The 18,665-nt window shown below is 40.9% G+C and carries 10 protein-coding genes; 4 read left to right on the top strand and 6 right to left on the bottom strand.

Features of this window, described 5'->3' with window-relative positions; all coding sequences use genetic code 11:
• Positions 1-18: 18 nt before the first annotated feature.
• Positions 19-1,635: a Na+/H+ antiporter gene (locus LJ658_RS12795; protein WP_230546912.1), complete on the bottom strand. Its 1,617-nt coding sequence runs from the start codon at positions 1,633-1,635 to the stop codon at positions 19-21.
• 285 nt (positions 1,636-1,920) lie between these two features.
• Here LJ658_RS12795 and LJ658_RS12800 point away from each other — a divergent pair, with 285 nt between their 5' ends.
• The 4 genes from LJ658_RS12800 to LJ658_RS12815 all read left to right on the top strand — a co-directional run bounded on the left by LJ658_RS12800 (position 1,921) and on the right by LJ658_RS12815 (position 9,997).
• On the top strand, positions 1,921-3,375 hold the full coding sequence (locus tag LJ658_RS12800) for a DUF1080 domain-containing protein (RefSeq protein WP_230546913.1): 1,455 nt from the start codon (positions 1,921-1,923) through the stop codon (positions 3,373-3,375).
• Between the two features lie 16 nt (positions 3,376-3,391).
• Complete coding sequence (locus LJ658_RS12805) at positions 3,392-5,482, top strand: plastocyanin/azurin family copper-binding protein (RefSeq protein WP_230546914.1); 2,091 nt, start codon at positions 3,392-3,394, stop codon at positions 5,480-5,482.
• Between the two features lie 267 nt (positions 5,483-5,749).
• A complete protein-coding gene (locus LJ658_RS12810) occupies positions 5,750-7,843 on the top strand; it encodes a serine hydrolase (protein ID WP_230546915.1) in 2,094 nt (697 codons plus the stop codon).
• 111 nt (positions 7,844-7,954) lie between these two features.
• Complete coding sequence (locus LJ658_RS12815; protein WP_230546916.1) at positions 7,955-9,997, top strand: alpha-galactosidase; 2,043 nt, start codon at positions 7,955-7,957, stop codon at positions 9,995-9,997.
• Between the two features lie 4 nt (positions 9,998-10,001).
• Here the strand turns inward: LJ658_RS12815 and LJ658_RS12820 are convergent, their stop codons facing one another.
• The 5 genes from LJ658_RS12820 to LJ658_RS12840 form a co-directional block, all read right to left on the bottom strand.
• The gene (locus LJ658_RS12820; protein WP_230546917.1) at positions 10,002-12,563 is read right to left on the bottom strand and encodes a hypothetical protein; all 2,562 of its coding nucleotides are present in this window, start codon (positions 12,561-12,563) and stop codon (positions 10,002-10,004) included.
• A 271-nt stretch (positions 12,564-12,834) separates the two neighbouring features.
• Positions 12,835-14,592, bottom strand: a complete 1,758-nt coding sequence (locus LJ658_RS12825) for an OmpA family protein (RefSeq protein ID WP_230546918.1) — start codon at positions 14,590-14,592, stop codon at positions 12,835-12,837.
• Positions 14,593-14,602: 10 nt separating this feature from the next.
• Complete coding sequence (locus LJ658_RS12830; RefSeq protein ID WP_230546919.1) at positions 14,603-15,583, bottom strand: type IX secretion system membrane protein PorP/SprF; 981 nt, start codon at positions 15,581-15,583, stop codon at positions 14,603-14,605.
• Between the two features lies 1 nt (position 15,584).
• The gene (locus LJ658_RS12835; protein WP_230546920.1) at positions 15,585-18,113 is read right to left on the bottom strand and encodes a gliding motility-associated C-terminal domain-containing protein; all 2,529 of its coding nucleotides are present in this window, start codon (positions 18,111-18,113) and stop codon (positions 15,585-15,587) included.
• A 235-nt stretch (positions 18,114-18,348) separates the two neighbouring features.
• Positions 18,349-18,639, bottom strand: coding sequence for a hypothetical protein (locus LJ658_RS12840; RefSeq protein ID WP_230546921.1), 291 nt, complete (start codon positions 18,637-18,639; stop codon positions 18,349-18,351).
• Positions 18,640-18,665: the final 26 nt, after the last annotated feature.

Here is an 18,665-nt window from a genome sequence, read left to right on the forward strand (position 1 = left end):
CAAATTTTTAAACAATCACTATGCGCCTGCTTCAAAGTGCTGGCGCAGTTTTTCTTCTTCCAGGTCTAATAGTTCTAATTGGTGCCTGATTAATATGTCGCTGATGTTTTCCTTTTTGTTTAAAGTTTGCAAGAAGACCCGCTGTTCTTTCAACAGGTGGGCCATGATGTCGCGATAATCTTTATAAAACTTATCCGCACGACTAGCATTATCATCTTTCTCCCAATCTTTCAAAAATTCTGCGTCGGCAGCATAGCGTAACTTAAGCGCTTTAATCATGCCGTTATGCACAGTATACTCATGATAATTTTCTTCTAATATTTTAAGCGAAAGATAGGATAACTTCTTTCTTACTAATTGCCGTTGCTGCTCAATTGACATAACGGCAAAATCAGGATCGGGCATATTTACCAGTTTTACCAATGCAGGTAATGTCAGTCCCTGCAAAACCAGTGTCACCAATATTACGCTAAAGGTGATAAACAAAATCAAATCACGATTTGGAAACAGGTGCCCCGTATTCAGTGTGATAGGTATGCTCAATGCCGCCGCCAATGATACTACACCACGCATTCCGGTCCAGCCCAGCAATATTGGTGCCCGCCAGCCCGGATTGGGATCAGCTACGGTAATGATCTTACTCATAACCATAGTGATAACCGTTGCGCCAAAGGTGCTTGCAAACCGGGTCACAATTAAAACGCCGGTAATAATGGCGCTATACCTGATGGCTGACGATAAACCATCGGGCCCTAAGTTTTTGATCACCACAGGGAATTCCAATCCAATTAGTATAAAAACTATTCCATTTAACACAAAAGCTACAGCCTCCCATACATTAACACCCTGCAGCCGGCTGCGATGCGACAGGAATTGCTGCTGCCGGGCAGACAAAAACAATCCGCCACTAACCACGGCGAGTACACCTGAAAAATGAAATTCCTCAGCTGCCATATACATGGCATAGGGGGTGATAAAAGTAAGCACCACATCCATATTGTTTGAGGTAGGTAACCAGCGATGAATGGTATAAAATATAAATCCAACGAGCAGCCCTATAGCAACTCCCATAACAATCACCAGTACAAAATCTGTGGCTGCATTAATAAAAACAAAATTACCTGTAAGCACAGCTGCCAGGGCAAACCTGAATACTACCAAACTGGAGGCATCATTCATCAGACTCTCGCCCTCCACAATGGTGATAAAACGCTGGGGTACTTTAATGTTTTTGAGTATGGCACTTGCCGATACCGCATCGGGTGGCGAAACTATACCGCCAAGTAAAAAGCCGGTAGCCAAAGTAAAACCAGGTATCAAACTGGCTGATACCAAAGCCACCACACACGAAGTAATAATAACCACCGGAAAAGCAAAGCTACTGATTACCCGCCGCCACTTCCAAAAGTCCTTCCATGAGGTGTTCCAGGCAGCTTCGTATAACAATGGTGGCAAAAATATAACGAATATTAATTCGGGTTTTATTTCAACACCGCGTAAAAAAGGGACGAAACCAAGCGGCAGGCCAACCAAAACCAATACGATAGGGTAGGCTATCTTTATTTTTTGCGCCAGCATTACACTGAATAAAACAATGGCAAGCAGGCAGGTATACTGTATAACGGCATTATGCATAACAATAAAAATACAATAAACTGCCAAAATATAATAACGCTATTTGCTGTTGTATTATTAATTAAAAACGCCGGTTATTTCGTAATTAAGTGTAATAAATACAATTATGGTTACTTGTAAATACAAGACGGCAGGTTTAAGTTCGTTAATCTAATTTTTGGCAGCTATATTTTTAGAGAGTATATTTTTTTAGGATTAGAATTACTGGGATAATTAACTTATTAATTACATATTTGTACAAACCAATATTTGCAATTCTTTCAATTGCCTTATTAAATTAAAATCATGCAACACAAGTACCTGCCAAAATTTATCCCATTAAAGGTGTTTTTATGGGCAACCTGTATCCCGTTTTTTGCTGCGGCACAAAACCGGTTACCTCAGCAAATTTCGCTGAATGATCTTTCGGCTTTTAAAAGCCCAAGTGCAAACTGGTCTATAGCAAGCGCTGTAACCGCCGATTTTGCTAAACCGGAAACCATGACCAAAAAAGAGGGCACGGGCATTTTGGTAAGCATCCCTACGAAGGGGAAAAATGAAGATCTTTTTACCAATATGGAACATGGTGATATTGATCTGAGTGTTGATTTTATGATGCCAAAAGGATCAAATTCAGGCATTTACTTACAAGGTCGTTATGAAATTCAGCTATTGGATAGTTGGGGTAAAGAAGCGTTAACCAGCGGTGATTTAGGCGCTATTTATGAGCGTTGGGACGAAACTCGGCCGGCGGGACAATTTGGGTATGACGGCGTTGCACCACGTATAAACGTAAGCCGTGCACCTGGCCTTTGGCAAAATATCCGTATCGTTTTTCAGGCGCCTAAATTTGATGGCACCGGAAAAAAAATCGCTAATGCACGCGTAATCAGGATCGTGTTAAATGGTGTCATAATTATTGAAAATGCAGAGTTGCAGGCGCCAACCCGTGGTTCGGCTTTTGCTGGTGAGGCTGCTACCGGTCCATTGCGCCTGCAAGGTGATCACGGACCGGTTGCCTTCAGAAATATAAAATATGGTACCAGGGTTAATAGTTTCCAGGTTGACGGTACCAAAAATGTTTGGGACGCAAACGATAATCCGGTTGCTATAGATGTTAAGGGCGAGCCGGTTGTTTTCCGCAGCTTTGTTGATATTCCTGGTAAAAGGGTTACCCATTCTGCAAGTGTTGGTTTACTACATCACATCAGCTATGGTTATGATTTGAGCAATGGCGCGGTTTACCAGGTATGGAAAGGCGCGTTCCTTGATGCCTCACCAATGTGGTTATCACGTGGTGATGGTAATGCCCGCCCGGTTGGTAGCGTAGTAGCCTTAGGCGATAAACCTTCGCTGGCTTTAATTCATGATGATAATCAGGCTTGGCCGGATACTTTAGCAAAAGGCGTTTTCCGCCCTAAAGGCTATGAGCTTGACGAAGCCGGTTTACCTACATTTAAATATATTTTTGAGGGTATTTCAATTAATGATAAATCAACCAGTGATGATGGTAAATCTTTAATGCGTAAGATCAGCGTAGATGGCCCGGCGCCAAAAGATTTATTTACCCGCGTTGCTGATGCCCATGACATTACCGACTTAGGGAATGGTTTATTTGGCATAGACGATTTTACCTATTACGTGCAGCTGGATAAGGGTGTAAAGCCAATTATCCGCCCGTCGGCAAAAGGTAAAGAGTTATTGTTGCCGATAAAGAATACCGACAAGGGTACCTCGGTTCAATATTCATTGATCTGGTAATTTAAAACACATTAAAATGAAAACTATTTTTAAAAATATATTAGTTACTGTTACAGCAACTTTAAGTTGCACTGCCACTTTTGCGCAGAGCAAGGCGGTCCCTACCGAAAAAGATTTTTATCGCATTGTTACGGTTCCGGTTCCTGAAGGTGTAGAGTTAGAAGTTGGTGGACTGGCATTGATGCCTAATGGCGATATGGGTGTGTCAACCCGTCGTGGGGATGTATATATCATACAAAATCCCTATCAGCTTAACGGAAGCCTGCCTTATTATAAAAAGTTTGCCACAGGTATGCACGAAGTACTGGGTTTGGCCTATACCGGTGGTAATTTTTACTGCGTACAACGCGGGGAACTAACCAAATTAATAGATAAAAACGGCGATGGTAAGGCTGATGTTTATGAAACAGTTTACGCGTGGCCGGTTTCAGGCAATTACCACGAGTACTCATACGGGCCGGTAGTAATGCCCAATGGCAACATGATGGTGAACCTTAACGTAGGTTTTGACAACGAATGGTGGCGCGGTAAAAGTTTAGTACCCTGGAGGGCCTGGTGTTTGGAGATCACTCCGGATGGCACAATGAATCCCTATGCCACTGGTTTCCGCTCACCATGTGGGCAGGGATTAATTGATGGAAAATATTTTTATTCTGAAAACCAGGGCGACTGGGTTGGATCCGGTTATATTATGCAGCTAGACAGGGGCGATTTTGCAATGCACCCGGCCGGTTTGCGTTGGGCCGCCGATCCGTCATCGCCAGTTAAAGTTCGTACTGAAGATATCTATTCGCGTGTTAATCCCCGTTTTAATGATCCGGAAGGAAAGATTGAAGACAGGGATCCAAACCGCCCGTTTAAAACATTGGCTGAAGTGGCCGGCGAGGTTAAGAAAGGTTTTAAAACACCTGCTGTTTGGTTGCCGCATGGTACAATGGGTAACTCCACATCATCAATGGTACAAATACCTAAAGATGATAGCTTTGGCCCGTTTGCCGGCCAGGTATTGGTAGGCGACCAGGCACAGAGCCGTATTAACCGCGTGTTTTTAGAACAGGTTAAAGGTTTATATCAGGGCGCTGCATTCGCTTTCCGCGAAGGTTTTGAGTCAGGTGTGTTAAGGCTGGCCTGGGGCGCTGATAATTCTTTATTTGTTGGCCAAACAAGCCGCGGCTGGGGATCAACCGGGCAAAAAATATTTGGCTTGGAGCGGTTGGTATGGTCTAAGAAAACGCCGTTCGAGATGAAAGCTGTGCGGGCAATGCCTGATGGTTTTGAAATTGAATTTACTGAACCGGTAAACAAAAAGGCAGCAGCCGACCCGGATAACTATACTATTACCGGGTTTACTTATAAATACCACCCGGTATATGGCAGCAGCACCATAAGGGAGAAAGTACATTTGGTTAACGCCGCTATCGTATCAGAAGACGGCCTACGTGTACGTTTGGTGGCAGATAGTCTCCGTGAAAAATATATTCATGAAATTAAGGTTGATAAAAATGTAGTTTCTGCTGATAGCAGTTTTAATTTGCTGCACCCGGTAGCTTACTATACATTGAACAATATCCCTGACGGTATTAAGCTTAACTTGCCTAAAAGAAAACCCAAAATGGTGCATAATATGGCTGGAATGAATATGGACATGGGTGCTGTTAAGTCATCAAACGCCAAAGCTGTTGCGGTTGCCGGTGTTGCGCTTAAAAAGAACCAAACTGTTAAGCCGGCTTCATGGACAAAAATTGATCAAACTGTTGTACTGGGCACTAAACCGGGTTTAAAATATGATAAAACGGATATTACCGTAAAATCCGGCAGCAAAATTAAATGGACATTTAACAATAATGATGATATGCCGCATAACTGTGTAATTGTACCGCAGGGAGAAGCAATTGCCGTTGGTGAACTTGGGTCAAAGCTTGGGTTACAAAGTGTTAAATTAAGCTATATAGCAAATACGCCAAAATTGTTGTTTAACACAACACTTGTTGGGCCGGGATCATCACAGACAATTTATTTTGTGGCCCCTAAGCCTGGTAAATATACTTACGTTTGTACTGCACCCGGGCATTATTATGTAATGCAGGGTACATTATCTGTTGAATAAAAGTTAAAGAAATAAACAAATAATTTAAAGCTGGATGGTGATACTGACGAGACATATAGTCGAATCAGTATTACCATTTTTTGTTGGTGCTTTTTAAAGTATAAACTTGTATAAACAGGTTCATTTATTGTAAATTAGTTTATCAATATATATCTGATGGCGCTTTTTTTTCAAAAATGTTTTGTTTTTCCCGCTCTCGTTTTAGTTATTGGTTTGGTATGTCCTTTTACTATACAAGCACAGGAAAAATCATTTAAACAAAATTTTATGTGGGCTCATGCAGATCCGGAAACTGAGGGAATGTCAGGTGTTAAGCTTGATGCTTTTAAAAAGGCGCTTTTGACAACCGGGACAAAAAAAATACTTATCATCAGGAACGATAAAATAATTTGCGAGGGTTTTGCCAAGGGCTGGGCTGATTCGGTTACAACCAGCGGCACGGCATCATTAGCTAAAGCGCTGGTTAGCGGCATGTCATTAAATGCTGCAATTGCTGATGGTTATATTAATGCCGATGCGCCTGCTTGCCTGTACATACCCGCCTGGAAAAAATCAGACATAAAATCAAAGATCACTATCCGCCAATTAGATACGCATACCTCCGGTTTGGAAGACTCGGAGGGAACGGACGAACAGGAGCAACAGTTAATCAAACAAAAAAAAGACAGGCACATGGATCTGCCGGGGTGGAAGGGCCAATTTTGGCGAAAAGATCCCGACCCAATTACATTGTCGCGCGATAGCGCAAAAGTTTTATTTAAACCCGGTAGCAGTTCGGGGTATAGTAACCCGGGCATTGCTATGGTAAATTATGCGGTGACCAAAAGTCTTCAAGGCTCTCCTTACAATAACATAGCAAGTTATTTAGACCAGCGTATATATAGCCGCATCGGTATTAAAAAAGGAACTTATTCAATAGGATATAAAGCCTCTTATCACGTGGATGGCCTGGACGTAATTCCGGGTTGGGGAGGCGCTGCTTTCACGGCGGATGCTGTTGCGAGGATTGGCCGGCTCGTTTTGAAAAAAGGAAACTGGCAGGGCGGCCAGATTATAGATTCATTGGTTATAAAAAGAGCGTTAAGCTTTAACGGGACCGCAATGCCGTCGGTCTTAAACAATATCCACAGCCCAACCTGGGATAATAGATCAAGCGATAACCCTGTGCCGGTTGCAGCATTGGGTTGGTTTACCAATTATGACGGTGTTTTTAAATCATTGCCCAGGGATGCTTTTTGGGGCGCCGGTGCGGGCGAGCAATTGTTATTGGTGATCCCCAGCTTAAATATAATCGTGGTAAGAATGGGAACCACGATGTATAAAGATAGTGACGGAAGTTACTGGAAGTTTATTGAAAACAATATTTTCGATCCGGTGGTTGATGCGGTTGAAGCGGCACCTTACCCTAAAAGTGATTTCATTACCGCTGCGACATTTGCGCCGGCGAAGGACGTCATCAGAATGGCAGAGGGGGGTGATCTGTGGCCTTCTACCTGGGGCGATGATGGCGCAATGTATACCGCTTATGGAGACGGAAATGGATTTAAACCACAAACAGATATCAAATTAAGCTCTGGTTTGGCCGTGGTATCCGGTACGCCGCCTGATTTAACCGGAGTTAATATACGTACACCATCAGGCGAGCGTGTTGGGGAGGGCCCGGCAGGTGAAAAGGCCAGTGGCATCATTATGGTTGATGGTAAGTTATACTTATGGATGCGTAATACAGGAAACGCACGGTTAGCTTGTTCTGCAGACCATGGAAAAACCTGGGTATGGGCCGACTGGAAGTTTGACACTAGCTTTGGCTGCCCAAATTTTATTAACTATGGAAAGAATAATGCCGGTGCTAAGGATGATTATGTTTACACTTACTCTGTTGATGATGCCAGCGCCTACAAATATGCCGACCAAATGGTGATGGCGAGGGTGAATAAAAACCACATAATGGATTGGGCGGCCTATCAATTTTTTGCCGGTTATGACAGCGCCGGCAGGCCGGTATGGTCTGAAGATATCAGGAAAAGAAAAGCATGTTATGTAAATCCGGGCAAAACCTATCGTTCAGGTATGACCTACGATGCTCCATTGAAAAGATATTTATGGTGCCAGATAATACCGTTATCCGGAAATAAAGAAGAGCAGGGTCCGAGATTTAAAGGTGGCCTGGGAATATTTGAGTCTCGTGATCCGTGGGGGCCGTGGCGAACCGTGTTTTATGCCAGACAATGGGATATGGGTCCGGGAGAGTCTGGTAGTTTGCCAACTAACTGGATGAGTAAAGATGGCAAATCGCTTTATTATTTATTTTCAGGAAACGATTCTTTTTCCGTTAGGAAACTGGTACTTCAAACAAAGTAATATTTGTATCCCCGGCTAACAGACTTATCGGCAATTACATTTAATAATAGGCCAATACAGCTTATTAAATGGAATGATCCTTTGAATACATTTATCGTAAATTAAAGATTTATGCTAAAGAAAAATATTGCCTTGCTTATTTTACTAACAGTGTTTTTTAATGCTTTTAGTAATAATGTAAATAAGCCGCAAATCATTCCGTTCGGTAAAAAGAACCAGCTCATTATTGACTTAGCTACAGGCACATTTAGTATTAAATACAGCGGGAAAATTATAATAGCTAACGCCTATGCAGCTTTTACTACCGGCGAAGACAGATATCAGACTACCGATTATGGGAAGCGTTCGATAGATATAAAACATATTAGTGATAAAATAGGCGCGGGCAGCCTGGTAACGCTTACATCGTTAAAAACAGGCGTGCCAGTTATGAAGCAGCTTTTTTATTGCTATAGCAACAGCGATTTTATTATAACCGGGTTAGAAATAGATGGTCATGACTTAAGTTCAAACTACATGGCACCTTTAGTTACAGGTAAAGCCAGCCTATATGCGGGACAAAAGTTGCAAACATTATTTATCCCATTTGATAATGACACTTTTATCAGGTATCAGTCAAATACATTAAGTGATGATGTTAATACCAGCGCGGAAGTGGGCGTAATATACGATAACGATTCAAGGAAAGGATTAGTTACGGGCTCATTGATGCACGACAATTGGAAATCGGGGGTTAAAAGCAGCGGCGGTAACGGGCAGATTAATAAATTAGAGGTTTTTGCCGGTTTAAACGAGGTTACAATCACGCGCGACTCAATGGCACATGGTTCTTTAAAAGGTGACAGAATAAGGTCACCCAAAATGTTCATCGGTTATTTTGACGACTGGAGAACAGGCTTAGAAACGTATGCGCGCACCAATAGCAAGGTCGAGGGCCGTTATATACAGCCATGGACGAAAGCCACCCCGGTGGGTTGGAATAGCTGGGGCGTTATTGCGCAACATATTAATTATGAAAAAGCAATAGGTGTGGTCGATTTCTTTGACAAGAAAATCCCAAAATTTCGTAATAATGACAGAACAGCTTACATAGACCTTGATTCATTCTGGGATAATATGGTTAAAGGTGGCCTGAAAGGCGATTTTTCAAAACTTAAAGAATTTGTTAATTACTGTAAAGAAAAAAATCTTCAACCCGGGGTTTATTGGGCGCCTTTTACGGATTGGGGATTTAGATCAGCTAATACTAACCGCAAAGCCGAAGGAAGTGATTACAAATTTGCAGATCTGTGGACAAAAACAGATAAGGGTTATCATGACCTTGATGGTGGCAGAGCACTTGATCCGACGCATCCCGGCACACAGGCGCGCATTGCTTTTGTACTTGGTAAATTAAAAGACTGTGGCTTTAAAATGATAAAAATTGATTTTCTGGGTCATGGCGCTGCCGAATCAACCCGATTCTATGATTCTTCAGTTACTACAGGTATGCAGGCCTATCGCGTTGGTATGGAAACTGTTACCCAGGCCCGGGATAATTCTATGTTGGTATATGCAGCTATATCTCCATCACTGGCGACTGCAAGATATGTACACATGCGAAGGATCGCCTGTGATGCTTTTCACTCTATTAAAGATGCAGAGTATACGCTGAACAGCATTAGTTATGGCTGGTGGCAAACCTATTTATATGATTATGTGGATGCCGATCATTTGATCTTTGAAAAAGAAAATGTTGGCACAAACCGGGCGCGGTTAATATCAGGTTTAATAGCAGGTTCAGTGATTTTGGGTGATGATTATAGTAAAGAAGAGCCGTGGCAACAACAGGTAAAAGTTTGGTTGCAGCGCCCCGATCTTAAGCAACTGATAAAAAGTGGTAAGGCGTTTATGCCGGTTGACGGAGATGAAGACGGCGCCGCTGCCGGAGTGTTTATTAGAAAAAAAGCTGACGGGTTTTATCTGGCAGTTTTCAATTATAAAAAACAGCCCGCCATAGTATCGTTTAATGCCAAAAGGCTAGGCTTGGTGGCAGATAAAAAATACAGGCTTACCGAAGTGCTGGGTGGCGATAATATTATTATGTTAAATGATGCCAATGTAAAATTTAACCAGGAGGGTGCTTATTTGTACAAAGTTAGTTTGATTAAATAACTGCTTATTTTTTTATCATTATATTTTGAAGAAATATCCTTGCATTTAATTCACAATCGCCTATTATTTTATTAAAATCATGGTTTACTTGTTTGTAAAATTCGGGTGCTGAATTTTGCAGGTTTGGGCTCTTTAAAAGTATTGACGAGATATAGATCTTCAAAAACTTATAGCTTGCTTTACTAGTGATGTTATTTATGTTTTTCATCTCGGCCGCAATCAGGTTTTCTTTAGATGTATTTATCAGCGTCCGGATTTTTAAACTATAAAAAAGCACCTTCATATAAGGAGTTAATAAATCGTCGTTTTTTTTGAAGGTAACAGCTATTGAATCATATATCTCTTCAACCTTGGCGCGTTCACCAAGTTCAAAATAGGCGTTTGCAGTTAATATTTTTAAGAAAAATCCATATTGCGACATCTGATCTTCCAGATTATCAGTCCTGTAATTCTGTTTCAAAAAAGAAATAAACCTGAGTGTTTTTTTGGGATTATTAGCTAACAATAATGTATATGATCCTAAAAGATAAAGCAGATCATTCGCGGCGCTTTTATTTAATTCCAATGAATTTCCTGAATTAAAATATAGCTTGGTTAAATCGGATAATGCCTCTGTTTTAATGATACCGTATTTTAAGTGGTAATATACGGCATCGAGGCAGTTTATGGGATTTATCGAAAAAGATTCAAATTCGGCTTTCGGGAATGCTTTAAGTTGGGTCAGGCTCATTTCAAGATCATTCAACTCAAGCTGAATGATCGCGATAATTGACAATGTGGAATATATCAGAATTTTCTTTTTATCAGATAATTCAAATTTGAGCAGAACATGAAGGAATTTTTTATAATCAGAATTTATTAGCTCCAGCCCAAAAAAGTAATCAAATAATTTCTCGCTAAATGAATGTTTAAAGTATTGGATTAATGATTCATTCCTGTTGGTTGATGAGTATTCGCTGTCTAGTACTTCGCCAAGGAACGTTATCAGTTCTGATTTTTCATTGTCACTCAGGCATACGCCGATAATATATTCAATGCTTTTTAACTGCCCTGATTTAATGGCATGTATCACACACCATTTTATCACATTTACCTTATGCTCATTGTTAATCAGTAGCTTGTTTATCGCATTAATAAGATCACCATCAAAAAGGTTACTGTTATCATAAAGCAGGGTTTTGGCGATACTATGATCCATAAATTCATTATTGCCAAACACTATATAGATGTCAACCAGATATTCGTTGCTTTCATTAAGCTCTCTTACAAACCCCACACTTAACAACTCCTGGTAAGCATGATTATATTTTTTAATGACATCATTAACGCTTGGTTTATCTATCTTATATTGTTCATTTTTTATATTCAGTTTCTCGACCAGATTTTTTATAAGTAATATTTTCTCGGTTGAATAATTGCCGAGGTAAACTTTTTTGAGAATAAAAGCAGAGACTGTTTCATAAAAGGAAAGATGATCTATGCTGTTTTTGAAAAAAACATTTTTATGTTGCTGATAATAAAATTGAAAATACAGTGGGTGATTAAAATTTTCGATTACTTTAGCAGCTATAAGGTTCTCGATTCCCGGTTGAATTTGATGGCAAAGCAATTTCATTTCGGTCAGGTTGAATAAGGGTACGTTTATACAGCCATCGTCCTTTTTAAACCCAGTGTGCCATAAGTTATCACCCGTTTCAAGTTCATGCCTGTTATTGATCCATGTGGCTGTACGGACCACCAAAACCAGTTTAAACCAATCGTGATCTTTATAAAAGGAAAAAATATCAATAAGCTGGTTGAGTATAACCTTAAAATGATCACTTTTAAACATATGCTCATCGAGGCCATCAATAATAAAATAAAACTTGTTTGATCCCCTTTGTCTTATGTCAAGAAGTATATCAATATCATTATTATAGCCCAACAAGGCCAGCATCCAGTCATGTATGTCTCGGCCTCCCACCAGGACACTCATAATGGCATTACTGCTAAATAATAATATGATATCATTGGTATTATTCAATTCATCAAATTCGATTTTTTTTTCTACCCACTGGCAGAGTGCTATGGTTTTTCCATAGCCGGCCGGAGCAGCCAGTACGGTACCTGTACGGCCCGATTTTATGAATTCATCAAAGTGAAAATCAATAAACGCCCTGTTTATTGTTTGACCATAAGGTATGCCTGATTTGTTTTTTAACGCCCGTAAGGTAAACTCTGTTATTTTATGGGCGCCTTGTCGTAGTAACTGCCAGTTGAAATCTTTTGATGATGTTAATTCTTTTTTGTCTTGCTTTTCGCAAAAGTCGTCCCAGCCTTTATAATTGCAATATTTGGCTAATACATTTAAGGTAAATAATGAAGGGCTATACTTACTATACGCAAAACCATATATACGTTTAAAAGTGGTTTCACTAACTCGGTTGCCATTTTTTTTAAATACCCTGTCTGACAAGGCTCTGCACTCTGACGGGAGGACCTGGGCAATGTTGGCATTAATAAGCACCAATTTTTTTAGTTCCTCATACTTAGGCAATGAAATTTTACCCATATCATTTCCCTTCATTGATTTTGTGGAAGTCTTTCTTTAAATTTTACAGCCTGGCAGTTTGTTATTTTAAATGTAATAAATATAGTTGTCGGGTTTGCTATTATTAGCAACAATAGCTAAATATTAATTTTTTGAAGATATCTTTTATTTTTCAAAAGTTTAATAACTTTTCAATTTCTGAAGATTTTTCTTCAAAGACGATGTGAATTCTTTACCGGAAAGAACTAGCAGGTAGGAATTATTAGCTGAAAAATGTTTATTATGGTTAAGGAACGTCTGATCAAATTTATTCGCTTAAAATATGAATTTCTGTCCTGCGGTTTATCTGATGATCGGCTTCGGTGCAATATTCGCCTTTTACGCATTGATTAAGCAATTGGGTGTCGCCATAACCTTTAGCAACCAACCTGTAACGGGCAACGCCATGCCTGACTAGATAGTCGACAGCAGCAGCAGCTCGTCTGTTAGATAATTCCAGATTATATTTAGATGGCGCACGCGAATCGGTGTGCGAGCCAACCTCTATCCGGATTGACGGACGTTGCTTTAAAACAGCAGCCAGTTTGTTAAGCTCTCTGGCGGCGTCCGGCCGGATGTTTGATTTATTTAAATCATAATAAATCTTATTTAAAATAATGCCCTCACCTTTCTTTAGTGTTAATAAAGCGGTGGCTGGCTGTGGCGCAGGAATAAAAACAGGTTTGGTAGGTTTACCGGCTATCTTAAGAGCAGGTGGCGGGGGCTTATATCCGAAACTATATATATCATCGTTACCCTTTCCGCCTTCCCGGTTTGACGAAAAATAGCCGGTTAGGCTATCACTGGTTATAAAATAAAAATCGTCGCTGGTACTATTAACCGGGAACCTTAGGTTGACAGGTTTACTCCAGCTTGCTTTTTGACCTTTTGCCTTAAATATATCAAGGCCGCCCATGCCCGGTAAACCTTTTGATGAGAAATATAAAGTATTATCGCCACTGATGTTAGGGAAAGATTCGTCTTCTTTAGTATTGATATTTTTACCGCAATTTACCGGAGCTTCCCAGTCGCCGTTACTCTGTTTAATGCAATACCATATATCCGTTTTACCTTCGCCGCCAGGCATGTCTGATGTGAAATAGATCACATCGCCGTTTTTTGACAACGCGGCGTTTCCAACTGAGTATTCTTTTAGATTATTAAAAGGGAAATTCTTGAAACCTGCCCACTGACCGTTTATTTTGGTGGCCATAACTAACTGGAGACGACGGGTATAAAGTCTTTGTGTGCTGTTTTCAGACTTGCTGTCCAAGGGTAACTTCTTTGCCGGGACAGTCGTGGTAATAGTGATGTAAGCGGTATCTCCTGAAGCTGAGAAAGCCATTGGGCCTATATGATAATTATTATCAAAGATCGGGTTGTTTTTGGTGTTTAACTCTAGTGGGATAACGATATCCCCACTTGTTTGATACAGGTTAAAATAACCATCGCCCGTTCTGTTATAAACGTCCTTTTTCTTCGTGTTTGTTATCCTGTCAGACGTAAATACATAACTTGATTTGCCCGTATTGGTTAAACCCCAATCAGAATATTTACTGTTATATTTTTGTTCGTTAGTTACTGTAAACCCATTTTTGGGGGACCTTATCCATTTTTCGGCAGTATCACAGGTAGCCAATTTAAATGGAAGCTGGTCTGAATTCTCTGCTGCATAATAGATTTTGTATTGCTCGCGTGCTTCTGTGAATTTTTTATTGCGCAATAATACCTCGGCGTAATAATAATGGTCGATAGCGGCAGCTTCAGTAAAAGCTATCGCTTTTTGATACCATAGCTCGGCCTTTTCATAGTCATTCATTAACCGGTAACAATCGGCAACGCGTTCAACGGCATAATACCTTGACCCATTTTTACCGGCTAATTCAAGATAAATGCTAACGCTTTTAAAGTATTCATACCGTTCAAAAAGATTATCGGCCAATTGTTTTTTATTAAGCTGTTCCTGGGCGTTTACCCGCGTTAAAAAGCTAATTATTAGTAGGATAAGAATAGTTATCTTTTTCATATAATCGCCTTTAAAAAAAACGTGGACTTAATATTCTTCCTTTAGCTCTTTTGAAACTATAGCTAAACGAAACTTCGTGCGATGCACTTTGATAACCAGATAATTTACCCGTGCCGAAATCATAAGAGTAACCAAAACGGCATTGTGGCGTAATATTTACTGCTACCGCGCCGGTAAGGGCGCCGTTTTTGTTTAAGTCGCCTTGCAAGTTCGGTTTATTCCAGAGTGATATGCTGGTGCTATAGGAGGCACCAACCCATAATATATCACCAAAAAGAAAATAGCTGGCCGCGCTTATGTTGCTGGGCCCTTTAAAATCCTCTTTATATAATACGGAAGGTTTCCAGTTAACATCCGAGGATACAGGTATTACAAATCCAGTGGTTAAATAGTACGTTCTAACTTCCTTGATAAATATGGATACAGGATCCGGATAGGCGTTAGGAATCAAATTAAGTGCGGATGCTCCCAGATAAAACAAAGGCGAATAATAATAAACGCCAGCCCTAAAGTCGGGCGCCAATTTGTTTTGAAGATATGGTGATATAGCGGGATCGGTACTACTGCCTGTATTAAACAAAGAACCATCTATAGTATAAACTATGGCGCCAACGCCAACGCCAAAGCAAAGGCGCTGCGAATCATCATTGTTTAAGCGTATCCTGTATGCGTAGTTGGCGTAAACAGCCGAATTGTTCTCGGGGCCAAGTCGGTCATTGGTAACTAATAAACCCAGACCAATATTTTTTGTATCAGGATCAGTAACACCGTCTACAGATAATGTGCCTGTTTTAGGGGCACCATCAACACCAACCCACTGCAGGCGGCTGCTTAAGTTTACGGTCCAGTCTTCTTTATAACCTGCATAAGCCGGATTTACAACTAGGCCGTTAAATATATACTGGCTTAGCTGTATGGTCTGCTGCGCATAGCTTTTGCTTAGCCCAAGTATAATTATTATGGATAAGATATATTTCTTCAGACAATTCATCTCAATGTTTTAAATATATCCAGCCTTTAAATACCTTGATTTCGCCCGTTTTCTCTTTACGGTTATACATATAAAAATAGGTACCTTCTGCCAGACCTTGTCCAGCCCAGTTGTTAGCATAATTATCTGAGTGAAAAACCTCATTACCCCAGCGGTTATAAATTGATAATTTACTTCCCGGATAAAGTTCTATGCCGGGGATCACTAAAGCATCGTTATTGCCATCGCCGTTTGGTGTAACAACATTATGCACATCTATAGTTGAGGAGGTTACGTTAATAATTACGGTATCGGCACAACCATTGGCGTTAGTGAAAGTAAAATTATACGGTCCCAGATCTGTTAAGCCTGATATTGTAGTTTTGGCGCTTGCCGGTGCGTTAATATTCGCTATACTTGGTGTAATGCCCAATTGTGCCCAGGTACCCGTTGTGTTAGCTGTTAATGTAGCTACGGTGTTTTTCTCCACCACCTGATCGGCACCGGCGTTGGGCGAAATTATAAAGTTTGTACTGTTGGTTTTTATGTTGTTGCATCCGATACCTGATGGTTGTGAGTCACATTCGGCAAGAGGATCTGAAGGAATGGCTGCGTCTGGATTTGTAGCATCCGGGTCAGTAACATCTGCAGGCCGTAAAATAGCCGCAGTCACATCTAAACTTGCGGCTGGCAAGATCGCGACGATACCGGTAATGGTAAAGGTTCTTACGGCGCCATTTGCAATGCTGAGTTTTGTTTTATAAGAGTTGGTTGACGTTGTGTCGCCGACAATGGTTGATACGCCGGTAGTTGCGTCGCTGGTTGCTTTTACGCCAGTTAATTCTTTCGGAAAAGTAAAGGAAAAAGGCGCGTCTGTAACATCATTGGGTCCGTTGTTTTTTACCACTGTAACATAGGTCACTTTTTGCCCGACGCAACCCGTGCTTATATCTGACGTTAAATTAACGACTTCCAGGTCAGCCTCCTGAATAACAAAATTAACCGTTGTAGTGATAGGAGGGCTGCTTACATAGGCCCAGGTGTCCAGGCTTCGGTTATCACCAAAATCAATGCCGTTACTTGGGTCGGCGCTTGGGCTTCCCCATTTATGTCCGTTACTTAAGCTGCTGAGCCCGGTTACGTTTTTAATAGGGGATGATGGTGTACCAATTATCGAAATCTGACTATCATCCCAATAAATAGTATTATCAGGCGCGCCTGCCCCAGTACTCCTGGTTAATTTCATTCCGTTAACGTTACGTTCCACATCAAAAAAAGGAAAATGAACCTCGGCGCTGTAAAGTTGCAGCGTAATATTTACGGTATAACTAATTGTACTGGCAGGCAGTTTATTACCTAGGCCATCTAATCCGTCCCAGTTTACTGCGTTTGCGCCGGCTGCCGATATGCCTGTTAGTTTACGGTCAATAGGATCAGTAAAAACCCCGTTATGATTTGCGTCTATAACTATGGTGTAGCTGCCGTTACTCGTAGCCGTAAAGTTAATCACTCCACCCAGTGGAGCTGTTCCGCTTTTATTTAGCGTTCCTTCAATCCCGGTAAAATTAACGCTGGTTATACTTGGTACAAACGGAGGGTTTGCCAGCCAGGTGCTACCTCCGCCGGGTGTATTAGCCGTTGCCGGCAGATCTAGTGCCGGTGGATTGAAAAATATTTTATGGGTAATGTCTGATTGTGTATCAGGAGCCCTGGGGTCTTGCACATCCGGATTAACAGTGTTATTGAGACTTTGATAACTTGCTGCCCCACCCGGCGTTCTGAATCCCTTATTGTTAACAAAAAAACAAAAGCCGTTGCCGGCTTGTCCGTTATTATCAAGGTCATATTGATATCCGTCTTTAGTAAGGATATGAAGTATACCGTAAAAACCGGTATTATAATTGTTGATCAGCCCTGAAAAAACGTTGGTAAATACCCTGCCTTTTAAAAATGCTGTATTTGCGGTATTTCGCACAGAAATGTCGAACGCCGCAATAAAACTGCCTGAAGGCTGCACCCAATTAGAAACCGCAGTGGTAGGTGTTGGATTTGATTCGACATCATTTGAACTGCTGGGTGCTATAAAGTCGATTTCCCAAATACCTTCCTGTCCCGCCGCAACAGTACGGGTGTATGGATTATATCCGCCAGCGTTCGGTTGTGGCCCGGCCAGTTCCTGGTTACGGCTGTTTATAAGACCTATAGTTGTTGATGTGCCGCTTGTGTAGGTATTGCCGTTAGGTGATCTTAAGTTAATGGTTCCTGTGCCAATCCCCTGCGCGCTTGAACCCAGGTAAATGGTTTCACCAACCTTTACATACACTTTCATAGTGCCTAAAGTAGGGAAGGGGAATGACGACTGACTATTGGTGCTTGAATAAAGAAAAGCACGGTTACCACCATTTGAATTTAATTCTTTACTTCCTTCGGCAAAGTTTTTTTCAGGCAAAAGCAATGATAATAACAGACAACAGCCTAATAGCCACTTTCTGAAAAAAACCTTTAATTGTGATGTATTCTTACTATTATCAGCCAAATATGGTCGCAGCATTTATTTAAAAGGCTTAATGCATAAAACTAAATATAAAATAAACAGATGCTACAATATCTTTGAAGTTTATTGCGCAATTTATTCACCCCCAACAATATTAATTATTTGAAAACGAAATTATATTAATTACCTAAAGAATAATAATCGAAGGTTTAACAATATTTTAATAATGAGTTTTAACGTAAAAAGCCGGTCGTTGGTTACGACCGGCTTTTTAAATTTCCTTTTTTTCTTTTTATATCCAATGGCCTCTGTGCCAGGTATAACCGCGCGGCCCCGAATACCAGCTGCCGCTAACCCAGGTTCTGCCCGCACGCGGCCTTACCCAATGGCCCCCGATATAATTATAACGTCCGCCGCTCCATACCCATTCCCCACCAATCCATACCGCACCTGCATATGGTGAAACCGGTCTTACATAATAAGGTTCTTCGGGGTATGAAGCTACATAATATTCGCCGGCACATGAAGTTAATAAACTGCCGGTTAAGGCCAATAATATTCCAATTTTTGCTATTGTTTTCATCTCTCAACGTTTATTTTATTGACAGC

This window comes from Mucilaginibacter sp. UR6-11, assembly GCF_020880695.1.
Taxonomy (GTDB): Bacteria; Bacteroidota; Bacteroidia; order Sphingobacteriales; family Sphingobacteriaceae; genus Mucilaginibacter.

What these genes read in the sequence shown, in the direction of transcription:
- LJ658_RS12795 (WP_230546912.1), bottom strand. Translation starts at nt 1,635, where the DNA reads ATGCATAATGCCGTTATACAGTATACCTGCCTGCTTGCCATTGTTTTA.
- LJ658_RS12800 (WP_230546913.1), top strand. Translation starts at nt 1,921, where the DNA reads ATGCAACACAAGTACCTGCCAAAATTTATCCCATTAAAGGTGTTTTTA.
- LJ658_RS12805 (WP_230546914.1), top strand. Translation starts at nt 3,392, where the DNA reads ATGAAAACTATTTTTAAAAATATATTAGTTACTGTTACAGCAACTTTA.
- LJ658_RS12810 (WP_230546915.1), top strand. Translation starts at nt 5,750, where the DNA reads ATGTGGGCTCATGCAGATCCGGAAACTGAGGGAATGTCAGGTGTTAAG.
- LJ658_RS12815 (WP_230546916.1), top strand. Translation starts at nt 7,955, where the DNA reads ATGCTAAAGAAAAATATTGCCTTGCTTATTTTACTAACAGTGTTTTTT.
- LJ658_RS12820 (WP_230546917.1), bottom strand. Translation starts at nt 12,563, where the DNA reads ATGAAGGGAAATGATATGGGTAAAATTTCATTGCCTAAGTATGAGGAA.
- LJ658_RS12825 (WP_230546918.1), bottom strand. Translation starts at nt 14,592, where the DNA reads ATGAAAAAGATAACTATTCTTATCCTACTAATAATTAGCTTTTTAACG.
- LJ658_RS12830 (WP_230546919.1), bottom strand. Translation starts at nt 15,583, where the DNA reads ATGAATTGTCTGAAGAAATATATCTTATCCATAATAATTATACTTGGG.
- LJ658_RS12835 (WP_230546920.1), bottom strand. Translation starts at nt 18,113, where the DNA reads ATGCTGCGACCATATTTGGCTGATAATAGTAAGAATACATCACAATTA.
- LJ658_RS12840 (WP_230546921.1), bottom strand. Translation starts at nt 18,639, where the DNA reads ATGAAAACAATAGCAAAAATTGGAATATTATTGGCCTTAACCGGCAGT.